Below are 13,719 nucleotides of genomic sequence, written 5' to 3' on the forward strand. Positions count from 1 at the left end.
CGATTGATCGCCAGTTCGACCCAATGCTCACCGAAAGGAGCCGCCCGAATGAGGGCCGCTTATCGTCTCAACAGGACACTTAACTGAGACGCAAGAGCGGTTCCCCAGATTTTCAGACCCCTACGGGTGCGCCACCAGAACATCGGCAAGTCTGACACCGTCGAAAAGGAGGGTGGCGGCTAGCTCGTTGCCTGCCTCGTTTTTGAACGAGCTGGCCGTGTGGGGGAAGAGACTTCCGCCTCTCCCCCCACACCCCTCTCTCCCAATTGCCGGCTTTCGCCGCCGGCCTTTCGGGCCGGTAGAAGGACGCTGCCGCGACTTCGAAAACGAAAGGGAGAGCGAGCCGGTTCTTCACTTCGTCCTCATCCTTCGGACTGCGTTTCGACAGCTCTTGCTCTCCTGCGGTGTGCTCGCCGTCTCTTCCTTCGCGCATTCTCGTGTCTCTTCCCTCCGGTCCGAGATACATCGCATGCACTCAGGAAGACGCCTCGCTTCTGCCTTTTTGCCCACGCGATACGACTACCGTGCTGATCCTGCGCCCCGGATCACATTCCAAATGTGATCGCTCTTGCTGCGTCGAGACTTGCAACAGCATCGGGAGCCTGGGCACGCTGTCCATATCGCTTGCTCAAAAAATGGCAGGATAGGCTAGGGGTATACCCCTAGCCTTTTCGCCCGAAGGGCGATCGCCGCTTCGCTCAACGTTGGTTAGTGGTGAAAGGTCTTTTGCCCCCGGCAGCTGGGGCCTCCGGCCTCTCCGCGTCGGTCGCTCGCGCTTCGGCTATGTGGAAGGCTCCGCGCCAGCGCCCGTCGAGCGCCAGCGGCTTCTTGCACAGCACATGCTTGCCGGCTTCACCCCCAGAAGGGCGCAACTCACGCTGCAAACTTCAAAATTGGGCAAGGTCAAGATAGACCTCGCCGTTTGGGCGCTTCGCACGCGACATCAATGGCGGAAGCTGGGCACCGGTTCTGCGTTAATAAGCGGATGATTGAATCGGCGACTAGGTAGATAAAAAAAGCACCGAAACGCACAAATGACGAAACACTGAAACCCCGATTAGGCGCAAAGGCGACTGAGCGAACTCCGATTTCAGCGAATGAGTGTTTTGGGAATTGCTTGGTTGGCCGAATAACCTATTATATGAATCGGCAAATGGGTGGGCCGCTCGATCGTTGTGACCGAAGGAACCAAATCATGGCTGCCAAACCGCTCTCTCTCGCAATATCAACTTTCAAGGGCGGCGCCGGGAAATCCACTCTCAACGTCAATCTCGCAGCGGAATTCGCGCAACAGGGCCATAGGACGCTCATCATAGACTGCGACGAACAGGAATCGTCGACCCGTTGGTATGAGGTATCGAAGGCGAGGGGACTTCTTCCCGCGGATGGAACCTTGCTGCATCTCCGGATCAGTCCAGACGATTCATTTCGAGAGAGCCTAGACAAGGCTCCGGATGCCGACATCCGCATCTATGATGTAGGGGGCTACATTCATAAGCGGGCAGTCCAGGTCTATCAGGAGTGCGATGCCATCCTGATCCCAATCGTTGCTGAGCCGACGGCCGCGACATCGGCCATCAAGGTTGCAGCGATCCTGCAAGAAATTTCGAAACAGCGTGGGACCCCAATTCCTTATGCCGCCTTCTGGAATAACATCGACATGATCGCCCTGCGGCACAATCGATCATTGCCCGAGGTTCACGCCATTCTGACCAAGGGCAAAATTCCTATCGTCGACACACTTGTAAAGAAGAGCAATCACTTCAGCGATGTCGGCGCGGGCTTCGGTTCTCTCTATTCGAAGCTGCAAACGATAGAAGCCAATTCATCGCTTCGTCCATCAGCTCGCCGTCGCGCGGCCGATAGTGTCTTGGATGCGATCGACTCGATTAAAAAGCTCAACAATGAGTTTATCGGCCTGCTATCGAGAGAGGTGAAGAGTGAGCAAGTCGCCTAAACAGATCACCCCTATTGCGGGCAACATCCTTAGCATCGCTCGCTCGAAGGAAGAGCAGGCCAAGGCGGTCGCCGAATCCGCCACCTCCTACATGCCGACGAATATCAATGTCGACAGGCTCATGGCCCCATCACAGGCGGAAAGGGATGCGCATACTGTCGAAACGGCAACTGTCAGGACCGAGCCAAAGAGTGCGGGCCCCCGGAAAGGACAGCGCAAACCGGATCAGGCCGGAAAGGGTGCAAAACGGGACAGCGCTTCGGCCGTCACCCGCAAGCGCGTGTCGCTCTATCTTGAGGATGACGTCCTTATAAAGATTTTCAAGGTGTCGATGGAGAGGCACGAACAGTTGTCATCCGCTACGCATAGGCTCATCCTCGAGGCCCTTGAGGCCAGGGGGCTTTAAGCCGATGCGGGAATCAGCGGTCATGTTTCGGCTCCCTGGGCACGTGTTGGCGAACGTCGAGACATTGGCGAGCCGACTGAATCTGTCCGTCAACCTCATTGCAAAACTGATCGTGATCAGGGAGATCATGAATATCCCGGCCATGCTTGAGGAGCATGACAAGCAATTGGCTAATATGCACCAGTTCCTTCGTGAAATGGCTTTTCACAATGATGACTTTCTGAATGAGAACGAAGAACGTCGCGATGAAGCTGCCGAGGCCGTAATGGCGAAACTTAAGGAAGTCATGCATGCAATCGACTCTATTCGTGATGCCGCTTTTGTGAGACCATCGACTTATATCGCGGATTTAATTCGGCAGCACGATGAACGACCTGTCCAAGAGTCGCTCGGGGTCTAAACCGGAAGGGCGACGGCTACCGACATATTTCGATCTGATCAATGACGAGTTCCGCCGCCGCGGCGGCGGGGGAGGGGGGAGTGCGCGCCGCGCTCCGAAGTCTCGCAATGCCCCAAACTTGCAAAGCGGGGCCGCAACAGCCTTCAGTCGAGCATCCGGCAACAATGCCGTCGTCGTTAAAGTCCTGTCCTACGGGGCAGGCGCAGGCTCTGCGCGGAATGTGCTTGCCTATCAGAGCAAGGAAGAACACGCGCACGATCAGGACGGTCGGGAGGTGATTGACCTCAACAAAGCTGTCAGGGAGTGGGAGCGGGAGTTCGCGAACCGGAAAGGCAGCAAGGATATCGTCCGCCTCAGCTACGAGCTCGAGAATACCGATCGGGGACGTATCGCTCGAGCGTTGCAATCGCTCGCAGGGGAAGGAATTCGCGCGGCTGGCGACACTGATCGAACCTACGCCTTCAGTGTCAGTACCGGTGTCAACGACCAGACCCGCCTCCACCTGGCAATAGTCATTGCTCATGAAAAGAAGAGTCGAGCGGACCGGAGCAGCGACAATCGGGTACCGGCCGCACTCGATGACATTTACGCGATCGACGCCCGAGTGGACGGCGCCTTGCGCGAGGAAGGCATCAACCCAATTTCCCGTTATCCTATCGAATTCGTGTCCGGCCCAAAGGGTCTTACTGCGACTTTGCACGCTATGCAGCGTGACGGCGCAGAAGTCACTCTCTCGACAAAATCCCATATCCGGCAACGCCCCGGAAAGAGCGGGCTCTATGAGCGGTCCGACGAGCGGCGCGAAATCACGACCAAGGATCACAAGGAAATCACGACCGAGGGCAAGACGGTCGCTGCACTCATGCAAACGCGCCAGCCTCGTGATTTCATGCACCTGTTGTTATCTGGTCCCGCCAATGTCGATCGGGATCAATTCATCCTGGCTGGTCGCGATTTCCTGAAGGAGCAGTTCGCCGGTCACCGCTATGCCTATGCTGTCCACAACCGGCACGACTTGGAAAAACATCCGCACCTCCACGTTATCGTCTCCTTACGCAATGCAGGCGGAAAGACGCTGAACCCAAACATTCGCGACTTTACGGAGTGGCGGCTGCGTTTCGCTGACAAGGCTCGCGAACGCGGCATTGCGATCGACAGACAAAAACGCGTCGAGAGGGCAGGGCCACCTCCCGTAAAAAGATGGGAATGGGAAATGTTCCGTCGCATGGGAGCGACCGCGCCGACCAATGTTATCGACAAAGTGATGTCGAAAGTTCGCGATAAGCCGACCGCACCGAAGCTGGAGATCGCGCGAGAGAAATTCGACCAGACCAAAAGATCTATCGATCGTGTCATTGACATGCTTGAAGGGCTTGCAAAGGACAAAACAGCACCAAGTACAGCGCGGGAGTTGAGCCACGACCTGTCCCTTGGACTTCGACGGGAGTATGACCGGCTCGAAGCTGCAATTCGCGAAGGCAGGGACCCTGCACGAGAGAAAGGCCAAGATCATATGTTGCGATCAACACCAATCAGCACCGGACAGGCTAAGGCCGCCAAGGAAGCACTGGCTCAAACGGCGATCAGCGTTGCCTCAAAAATTGCGAATCCCACCGACCGGCTAATATTCGAGCAGGCGACCAAGGTCATTGGGAAGGTTGTGGGCCTGCAGCTCGACGCGCGGGCAGCGAAGACTAAGGATCGCAGCCAGGACAATCGGAAATCGACAGCGCTCGAAACAAAGTCGGCCGCCGGGCGCGATCACGTCGCAGAGCAGGGTACTCTCAATAAAACGTCGAACAATCGGACTATCGATGCGGCGCGCATCGCCGGCGCCAATGCCGGTCGGGATTCACTCGAGAACGAACGCGAGGAACGCGGCCGCGATCGTTCCGAAGAGCAGCAGCGAGATCGTGAGATCCCAAAGACCGTCAAGCTGCGACCGCCCCCGGATAAAGATAGGGACAGGAGCCGTTGAGGGCGCCGGCGGAGAAGCCGTGGATTGTTGCGGGGAGCGAGGAGCTGGGTGCCAACATCTCGGCTGTCGCGCGGCGTTAGGAGGAATCAGCCGGGGGCCTCTTTCGGTATGGCTACGTCATGTGAGGGCAGGCAGGGGCTGGCATCGTCTTCGCAGCCGCTTTCGATGCGCGCGTTCTTTCGGTTTAAGTCCTCCAGAAACGCATGCCTGAGCGGACGATCGGCTGACCGGGGCGCGAAGCGATCTCACTTGCCTGAGCCAACAGGAACGTTGGCGCGCAAGGAAGGGCTGACCACGCGCCAGCTCCTGTAAGCTTTGCGGGTGGCTTTGTCAGAATGCGCGGCTTTCGAAGCGAACGCTTGCCTGGTTAATTGTCTCCGTAGCCACACGGCGGTTCGAATGCCGCTGCTCCGTCGTGGCCGAAGCCGGCTCGGCTTCGGCAGTAGCAGCGGCTGATTTGCAGCCTATGGATGACACCACAGGGCGCGCAGCTTGCCGACGCAAAGCGGAAGGATGAGGGTGGCGTCGGCGTAAGTGGCCGGCCTGTCGCCGTCTGAGATCGATGTGTCGCCGACGATCGCCGAGACGTCACCTTCGATGCGCCATGGAAGGATGTCAGTGCACGTGCGCATGCGGCCGAAGACGGAACCAATCGGCACCAGGCGCCACTTGACGCTTGTCTGCCTCCCGGCGCCAAAAAGAATGTTCTGACTATCGCTCAATTTTTGAAATTGTCTTCGTCGAAACAGATAGAGAACTAAGTCAGAACGAGCATGTTCAGTGATTTCCTCCCAAGCTTCTGGACCGCATCGTCCGATGGGCAGTTCTTCCGCGCCAGCGACCGAGCAGCGAAACGTGGCGACGTCAATCTGCACTACGGCAGCGAGCCGGGATCCAAGCGCTACAGCCACCTGTCGGACCAGTACGGCCACTTCAGCATCCTGCCCATCAGCCCCCCCGGAAAGCGAAGCGGCCTATGTGCTCGATGGCCTATGCGCGGTGGATGATTGGATGATTGGATGACCAGCCGCGACGATTTTCCTTCACAATCGGGTGGCTATGACGACCGGCAGTGAAGGGCCGGCGGGGCCCGGAATGTCAGGCGCTACGGAATGCTTTCCCTTTTTTCGCGACAAATCACCTTAAGCGGGTCGTCCCGGCTGCGCGAACAGATGCCGGATCCATTCACCCTGAAGCCGCCCATATTATCTGTTGCTGGCCGTGCCTGCTCTCGCTTTTGACGGGTGCTCGATCGAAAACAGATGGAGAAACACAATGCAGCAATCGATTAAGCATCACTGCATCACTGCATCACTGCATCACTGCATCACTGGGACAACGTCGCCTTCAACAGCTTCCTGAAAGACGTGGAAGGCTACCTGAACATCGGCGGCAATGCCGAGTATATCCGCCCCGCGACGGATACTACACCATCGGCTGGACGCCGGGCTACTGTGCCTATGTCCTGGCCCGTCACGCCGGGGTGTGGCGGTCCTTCTGAAACCCAAGCAGGCGCTCAATCGGGTGCCCCAGCCCGTGTCGGGGCATTATCTGCAACCGATCACGACTTCGACCGTTGCATGTTCAGATTTAGGAGACGCGTCAGAATTTCCTCATCCGGAAGATCGTCAGCCCAGCCGTACGCCTTGGCAACGGCGGCATCGAGAGCCTTATGCGCATCATCCAGCCAGGCGGGCCGCTCATTGTACAGGCTGGTTAGGGTTCGTCTGGCGAGTTCCTGAGCTGCGACCTGATCCTTGGGTAACAGGCGGTCGGGAAACCCTGGGACGATCTCGGGCGCCATCGTCACTTGGTCCGCAGGAGACAGATATGCGCAGCGCAATTCATTGAGCCTGGCGGCCGCTTTTTCAATCGCCGCCGCGGATTGTAGCCCGCGCGCGGACGGGACCGGATCGGCAGGGGTCATTCCCTTGGGGAAGGGAAAGGTTGCGAATGTGCTAGTGTGCGTGTATCGCGGCCGATCTTCCAGATCGGACCCCTTACGGAGAGACCAGACCGTGTGAAAGCGGCTTTGGAGCAGGCCGAACATCAGATCGTCTTCCCGAGGGATCACGATCAGGTTTTTGTCGGGGAGTACGGGATAAGAAAGCCAGACAAAAATTCGATGCAACGCCGTTTCAGCGGTCACGATGTAACGGCTGAGCTGCGCAATCCGCGAGCGCATTTCGGGTCGCGGCCGCCATGGCTGCCACCATGGATAACTATCGCTTGTGCTACCGCTGGCTTTCCGCAGTTGCTCGACTGTTTTGCCATCGTCATCCGGTGTGGAAGCAATGTGATTGAAGGGCCTCACAAACAGGGCGGCATCCGCCTTATTCAGCCCAAGAGGGAGATCGATAAACCACACGTCGCGCGGTCGGCCTGTCAGGTCGTCGCCATTCCAATAAGGCTTCAGCACTTCAGAGTTGCACCGTCCATTAGGATTCGACGGTTCTTTCATCCATGTTCTGGCGACCGCTCCCGGTACGTCGAACGGACCGCTTTTCTGGATGCCGAGAAAGGCCCCATCCTTGTTTTCCGGAAGCGCTTTGGCTGCCGTTAGATCGAGTCCGGACGTTAGATCGGGATTGATCCCGTTTACAACGCGGCCGTCGAGTCTTGTCGGCCGGTCGTTGACCTGGCCAAAGCAGATCAAAGATACGTCCACCGCTGCGCCGTCTACCGTCCATTGCTGTTCGCTCCAGGCTTCAAAAATCGGAGTCGTCGCTGCAATGCGGTGCATGACGGGAAGGTTCGTGTTTTTTCTGATTGAATTTGTCGCCACGAGACCTGCCCTGGCCGCGCTGCCTGCTTCGATTGCCGCTCGGGCATTTTCAAACCAGAAGCAAACGAGATCGGTAAAGCCTGGCAGTCGTCCGTCATAGGCGCTGCGGATAGCCTCGGTCGTCTCGACGCCAAGGCGGCGTTTCATGAGCTTGGCCCCCAGGAAGGGCGGGTTTCCGATAATCACATCCACGGACGGCCACGTGGCGGCCGTGCCGTCAGGGTTCAGGATGGCATCCCGGCATTCGATATTGTTAAGCGGTTTCAGAACGGGCTTTCGGTCAACGTCAAACCCATTCTTTCGCATCCACTGAATTTCCCCGATCCACACGGTCACGCGTGCGAGCTCCGCGGCGTAAGGATTAAGCTCTATACCGCTCACCGCTCGAGGCCCGACGGTCGGAAACTGCCGTCCAAAGCCCATGGCTTCTGCATCGAGGTTGACGCGGTGTTCAAGGTCCTTCAACCCCAACAGCGCGAGATAGAGAAAGTTTCCCGAGCCGCAAGCGGGATCGAGGACTCGGAATTGCCGCAGGCGCTCAAGGAAGCCTCCTAAAAGATTGCGTTTGCGCTTTTCCGAAGTACGGGGCTTCTCAATCGCCGATTTTACGCTCTCCCATTCCCGCCACAATGGATCGAGAATGACTGGCCGGACGATCATCATAATCTTTTCGGGATCAGTATAGTGTGCGCCGAGCTGACTTCGCTTAGCAGGGTCCAACCCGCGCTCGAACAAAGTGCCGAAAATCGAGGGGTCGATGTCCGACCAGTCCAGGGCTGCGGCTTCGCCGATCGTTTTCAGATCGTCGCGGGTGAGGGGCAGAGCGGAGGAATCGTCGAACAGCCCGCCATTGAACCATTCGATTTCATCGATCCCGAAAAGGCCGCCCGCCCGCATGGCGCCGAACAATTGTTCCAAGAGGCCCTGGGCGATGTCGGGCCGATGGAAGGCCTTGTCGAGCAACTGACTGAAAAGCTGCCGGGGTAGGAGATTGATGTCCTCGGCGAACATGCAGAAAACAAGCCGGTTGACGAAGTGTGCCACCTGGTGGGGGTCGTGTCCCCGCTCATGAAGGCGGATCGCCAGCCCTGCGAATTTGTCGGCGGCTTGCCGCGTCAGAGCGTCGATCGTCTTCAATGGCTTCAGCCGCTCGGGATCGGTGAAAACCCACCGCAAAAGGTCGCGCTTGGCCGCATCCTTCAAGTCCTCGAGCTGGATCGTGTGGACCTCGGAAACGGTGTTTGTCCAGTTTGTATGTACAACGAACCGGTCCATATCGGACACGACCAGGAGCGGGGGGTTTTCCAGGGCGACGGCATATTGCCGCAACTGGGCATAAGCAGCGGTCAAATCCTTCCGCTTTCCTTTGTATTCCCAGCCGAAGTGCCCGCGCTTCCATACGTCGGCCCAGCCTTCCCCACCTGCGGTTTTCGAGGCGCCGCGTTCGAAACAATACCAATCGCCTTTCTGATCGACGTCGGTGGGCTTTTCGACGCTGAGTACGTCGCAAAGGTCATTGAAATGGGACTGGGAAGCCGACCGCTCTTTGAGGGTCGAATCCTTCCACTTAGCGATGAATTTTTCGGGCGTCATACCGGTCGTGTAGCCCTTGCAAGGTGATTCGTCGAACGGTTTGGATTGCATAATGAGAGGCTATCGTTCTTATCCTTATGTTTGTTTTAGATTGTAAATTAGGGCGTTTGCATTTCGGCGAGCTAGCTCAGGATTCATTGTTCAAAGCCAGAAGATGATGGCTGCTGCGATGCAGATGGCGGAGAAGAAGGTGTGGGCGCATCGGTCGTAGCGGGTTGCGATACGCCTCCAATCCTTGAGCTTTGCGAACAGGCCGTGATGGTAGAGCGCAGTGTCATAGGCGTATGGGACTTTACGGCTTCGGCTAGAGGTGATGCATGGCTCACTGCCCCTGGCTGCGAGTTGCTCACGGAACCAGGCACTGTCATAAGGGCGGCAACGCGGGCAAGCAGGTCTCGTCAGTTTGGCTTCTTCCCTCCCACCCGAGTTGCAACTCCGGTTAAAGCCCATTGAAACGCCGGTTCAAAAGCATTCGAAGCCGATTGCAAGCCGGGGCCCGGCACGGCCGAGCGGATAAGGAAGGAACGCGTCGTCATCAGTCGGCAATTGGATGCTTTGGTACCGTCCGACGCCGTCACCAAAGCCAAGATTGCCAGGATCTGAAGCTGCAAACGTTTTCGGACCGTCGACCAGACTTATGCAAAGCGTGGGACCTCTTCGCCAAACCTGCATAACGTCGGCGATATGTGATGCTGTATGCATATTGTCGACCTTGACCGGTCTAGGTAATGGTAGGTAACCCGGCATCATAATTGGCTGTAGAACGCCTTTAGGATACCGATGGTCGGGCTTATCATCTGAAGCGAGGATTACGGACGACCATGCCAGTAAAAAAAGCAGCTGCGGAGAGGAAGATCGCGGGTCCCCGAGAAACCGGAAGCACGCGGGTCTACAGCGAACTTCGTCACGACATTCTAAGCATGGTGCTGCCCCCAAGTGTCCCGTTGGACGAGGTCGGCCTGGGGAAGCGGTTCCAACTTTCTCGCTCCCCTATTCGAGAGGCCCTGGTGCGCCTTGCAGCCGAGGGATTGGTAGTCACGCATGAAAACCGCAGCACGATCGTAGCGCCTCTCGATTTCCGCAGTGTGCCCGAATATCTGGATGCTTTGGACCTTCTGCAGCGCGCCACCCATAGGTCAGCTGCCATTTGCCGCTCGCAACGCGACATAGAGGAGATTGAAACTACGCTTGTCGCATATGAGAAGAAAGCCCAACTCAGCTTCGATACTGGCGACTGGCTCCCTCTGATCGAAGGCAACTACAATTTCCACTTCAGGATCGCCCAGGCGGGCCGCAACCAATATTTTGTCGTTTTCTATAAGCGGATTCTGGAAGAAGGGCGACGGATGCTCTACTTCCATAGCGAATTCCTCTTCAAGAGCCTCGGTTCCACAGTGGAGCGCCTCAACCAGCATCACCGGGAAATGGTCGAAGCTATCCGAATTCAAGATGCAGATGAGGCTGAACGCCTTGCCCACGAGCACGCGCAGCAGTTCAAGGGAGACTTCCTGGAATACATGGAGCGCAGCATTACCTCGAAAATGAAGATCGCCAGCTGACGCGACAGATTCTCGGCGCCGCCACTTGACTGTCGACATAATGTCGTTTTATGGCTCGGTCGACGGTCTTTCGTTTGGCGAAGTCGAGGAATTTCCATGGAAGATGGCGCACAGGCTCGTTCCGTCGGAGTCGTTGGCGCAGGCATTGTTGGTGTCGCGCTGGCGTTTCTCCTCTCCAAGCGGGGCTTTGACGTAACGCTCTTTGATCGCGAGTTGCCGGGGAAAAGCGGGCCATCCTTCGGAAATGCAGGACACATTGCCGGATCGGAAATATTTCCGATCAGCAATGCTGGAATTCTAACTACCGCAATGCGTATGCTGGTTGACCCAAATGGTCCGCTGAAGATCGACCCCTTTTATGTGCCCCGGCTGACGCCTTGGCTGTTTCGCTTCTACCTCAGCGGTCGGCACCGGGCCTATGAAAAGGCGACCGAAGCGCTGACCATGCTGAGCGCCAGGGCGCTTCCTTCCACCAAAACGCTGCTGGCGGAAGCCGGACTTAGCAACATGGTGCGGCACAAACCGGCCCTCTACCTTTATGACTCGAGCCGTTCGCTGCAGAGCGCCCTCCCGAGCTGGCGTGCAAAACGAGACCGTGGCCACAGCTTCAGCGTTATTGCGGATCGTCGAGATCTCACCGAGCTTGAGCCATCCCTGTCTCATGAGTTCGCAGGCGCCGTCTTGTCGGATGACTGGGGTGCAGTCACCGATCCCTACCATGTGGTGACGAACCTGTTTGAAGCGGCGATCGCCGGTGGCGTCAAGTATCGGCGACAAAACGTGGAAGAGGTGCTTCCAGCAAAGCACATGATCACAGTTGGGTGCGAAGGGGAGGCGTTCAGCTTTGATAAGGTTGTGATTGCATGTGGCGCGCACACGCCCTTTCTCGCGCGTCAAATCGGCGATCACCTGCCAATCGAGGCGGAAGGTGGTTACAACTACACCTATCCGGCGTCCGGTCTGGAGCTGAACCACCCGCTCATTCTCGCTGACCGCGGGATCGCTGCGACGAGCATTTCAAGCGGGCTTCGGGTGGGTGGCTGGGCCGTGTTTGCTGGACTAACGTCCGAGCCGAAACAAGCTTATTTCGACCGCATCGAAAAAATAGCGGTACGGGCTTTTCCGCGTCTGCACACTCTTGGTGGTAGGGCCTGGTCAGGCCTCCGACCCTCGACACCGGACTCGGTGCCGATCATCTCACAGTCTGCAAGAGCGAAGGGTGTTTTCTACACGGCTGGCCACGGCCATTGCGGATTGAGTTTTGCGGCGGTCTCGGCGGAGATCATGTTGGAACTGCTAAGGGGAAACCAACAAGCTGGCCGGCCGTTCGCGATCGATCGCTTCAAGAGTCTTCGGTGATCGTGGCCGCGCCGCCGCAAGCCGTCTTGGTTGGACCGCAAAGGTCCGCTCTTTCGGGCCAAGTGCGTTTCACGGTCTCACGGCAAAACGCACTGTCTGTTGGTCGATATGCTCTTACGCGCTGCTTGAAATGCTCGCCCCGGTTTGGTATCGAGCCTGATTGTCGTCATTATGTAGACAGGCGACGCCGCTCCTTTATCCGCCAGTTTGAGGAACCCATATGCGCTGGAACAAGACCGTCACGATGGTGGAAGCACACGCTGAAGGAGACGTCGGTCGGATCGTCACCGGCGGCGTCCTGTCGATTCCTGGCGAGACCATCCTCGACAAATTGCTTCACATAAACAACGTGGACGACCGCCTTCGGCGTTTTCTGGTGAACGAGCCCCGCGGATGCGCGCAGATGAGCACAAATCTCCTGTTGCCGCCGGTGCATCCAGAGGCCGATGCTGCCTTCATTATCCTACAGGGAGACAAGGCACATGCCATGTCCGGTTCCAACAGCATCTGTCTCGTCACCGTGCTTCTTGAGACTGGCATCGTCGAGATGAAGGAGCCGGAGACGGTCGTCACACTTGAAACCGCGGCCGGCCTCGTCAAGGCCGTCGCCAAATGCTCAAACGGCAAATGCGAGCGCGTCACCCTCGACATGCCCCCGTCCTTTCCGCTGCTGCTGGATGCCGAGGTGGATGTCCCAGGTCTTGGCAAGGTCGTTGTGGACATTTCCTATGGCGGCATATTTTACGGCCTTATCAATCCGGAGCAGTTCGGCCTGGAACTCACGACTGGGAATGCCAGGAAGCTGGTCGATCTAGGTTGCCGCGTGCAGCGGGCCATCGATGCCCAGCTCGACGTGCGGCATCCCGAGATAGCCAGTCTGAGCGGGCTGTCCTATACGATGTTTGTCGGCTACGACAACGAGGGCCGGATGAAGGGAGCAACGGTCGTCCCCCCGGGCCGCTTTGACCGTTCGCCCTGCGGAACAGGCAACAGCGCGCGGCTCGCGGTCATGCATGCGCGCGGCCAATTCGCTGAAGGCGAAACTCGGATAGCGCGCTCGATCATCGACAGCGAGTTCGAGGTTTCGATCATCGGAACGACCACCGTGGCTGGCAAGGCGAGCATATTGCCTAGGATCTCAGGTCGCGGATGGATTCACGGTATCCATCAAATCGGCGTCGATCCCACCGACCCCTACCAACTTGGTTACATGGTTTCCGACTGCTGGGGCGATGCCTTCGATCTGCTCAACTAGCGCGGTGAAGATCGGTCCTCGGCCGCCGGCAGACTGGGATGATGATATTGCCTGGCACGAGCTGGTGCACGATGCCGCCAGAAGCGACTGCAAGGTCGCCAAAGCCCGAACGAAGACCACCGGCCTAGGCATCTAGCGAGGCCCGCACCGGGCCGCATAAGCGTTCGCGGGGATATGGCTATAACGGCCTGGCCGCCCACCGTCGACGCTCTGCTGCGGTCCAATCAACAAGTTAGCGCTGCCTACGCAGCCGCAGGCAGGCTGGCCGGCGAAGCTGGTGCTTGACTTGGGTGCCCTTTGTTCGAAAGCGCCGTGAACCGCACTTTTTGGCAGGCAAGTCTCGTGGGATCGGAATGACTCTTTACCGACAGGGGTACAGGCCATCAAAAATCAGTTGACAAAAAAACATATGAACGACAATATGTCG

General features: G+C 57.6%; 9 protein-coding genes and 1 pseudogene. 8 read left to right on the top strand and 2 right to left on the bottom strand.

The window, feature by feature from the left end:
* The first annotated feature begins 1,195 nt into the window (after positions 1-1,195).
* The 4 genes from ABID26_RS22830 to ABID26_RS22845 are packed head-to-tail and all read left to right on the top strand — an operon-like array spanning position 1,196 to position 4,741.
* Positions 1,196-1,957, top strand: a complete 762-nt coding sequence (locus tag ABID26_RS22830) for a ParA family protein (protein ID WP_354416588.1) — start codon at positions 1,196-1,198, stop codon at positions 1,955-1,957.
* Positions 1,941-2,363: a hypothetical protein gene (locus ABID26_RS22835; RefSeq protein WP_354416590.1), complete on the top strand. Its 423-nt coding sequence runs from the start codon at positions 1,941-1,943 to the stop codon at positions 2,361-2,363. The genes ABID26_RS22830 and ABID26_RS22835 overlap by 17 nt, the downstream gene beginning before the upstream one ends.
* 4 nt (positions 2,364-2,367) lie before the next feature.
* Positions 2,368-2,763 (top strand): hypothetical protein, encoded by a 396-nt coding sequence (locus ABID26_RS22840; protein WP_354416592.1) that lies wholly within the window; start codon positions 2,368-2,370, stop codon positions 2,761-2,763.
* Positions 2,729-4,741 carry a relaxase/mobilization nuclease domain-containing protein gene (locus ABID26_RS22845; protein WP_354416593.1) on the top strand — a complete coding sequence of 671 codons (2,013 nt, stop codon included), beginning with the start codon at positions 2,729-2,731 and terminating at the stop codon, positions 4,739-4,741. Before ABID26_RS22840 ends, ABID26_RS22845 begins: the two co-directional genes overlap by 35 nt.
* 464 nt (positions 4,742-5,205) lie before the next feature.
* Here ABID26_RS22845 and ABID26_RS22850 read toward each other — a convergent pair whose 3' ends face one another.
* A complete protein-coding gene (locus ABID26_RS22850) occupies positions 5,206-5,400 on the bottom strand; it encodes a hypothetical protein (protein ID WP_354416595.1) in 195 nt (64 codons plus the stop codon).
* A 144-nt stretch (positions 5,401-5,544) separates the two neighbouring features.
* Between ABID26_RS22850 and ABID26_RS22855 the strand changes: the two are divergent.
* Positions 5,545-5,734: pseudogene (locus ABID26_RS22855) on the top strand (Tn3 family transposase); the annotation flags it as partial.
* A 568-nt stretch (positions 5,735-6,302) separates the two neighbouring features.
* Here the strand turns inward: ABID26_RS22855 and ABID26_RS22860 are convergent.
* Positions 6,303-9,170, bottom strand: coding sequence for a class I SAM-dependent DNA methyltransferase (locus ABID26_RS22860; RefSeq protein WP_354416597.1), 2,868 nt, complete (start codon positions 9,168-9,170; stop codon positions 6,303-6,305).
* A 770-nt stretch (positions 9,171-9,940) separates the two neighbouring features.
* Here ABID26_RS22860 and ABID26_RS22870 point away from each other — a divergent pair.
* The 3 genes from ABID26_RS22870 to ABID26_RS22880 all read left to right on the top strand — a co-directional run bounded on the left by ABID26_RS22870 (position 9,941) and on the right by ABID26_RS22880 (position 13,292).
* Positions 9,941-10,678: a GntR family transcriptional regulator gene (locus ABID26_RS22870; protein ID WP_354416599.1), complete on the top strand. Its 738-nt coding sequence runs from the start codon at positions 9,941-9,943 to the stop codon at positions 10,676-10,678.
* A 96-nt stretch (positions 10,679-10,774) separates the two neighbouring features.
* The gene (locus tag ABID26_RS22875) at positions 10,775-12,037 is read left to right on the top strand and encodes an NAD(P)/FAD-dependent oxidoreductase (protein ID WP_354416600.1); all 1,263 of its coding nucleotides are present in this window, start codon (positions 10,775-10,777) and stop codon (positions 12,035-12,037) included.
* Positions 12,038-12,257: 220 nt separating this feature from the next.
* Complete coding sequence (locus tag ABID26_RS22880; RefSeq protein WP_354416601.1) at positions 12,258-13,292, top strand: proline racemase family protein; 1,035 nt, start codon at positions 12,258-12,260, stop codon at positions 13,290-13,292.
* Positions 13,293-13,719: the final 427 nt, after the last annotated feature.

The sequence above is a fragment of the Mesorhizobium shonense genome (assembly GCF_040545255.1).
Lineage (GTDB): Bacteria > Pseudomonadota > Alphaproteobacteria > Rhizobiales > Rhizobiaceae > Mesorhizobium > Mesorhizobium shonense.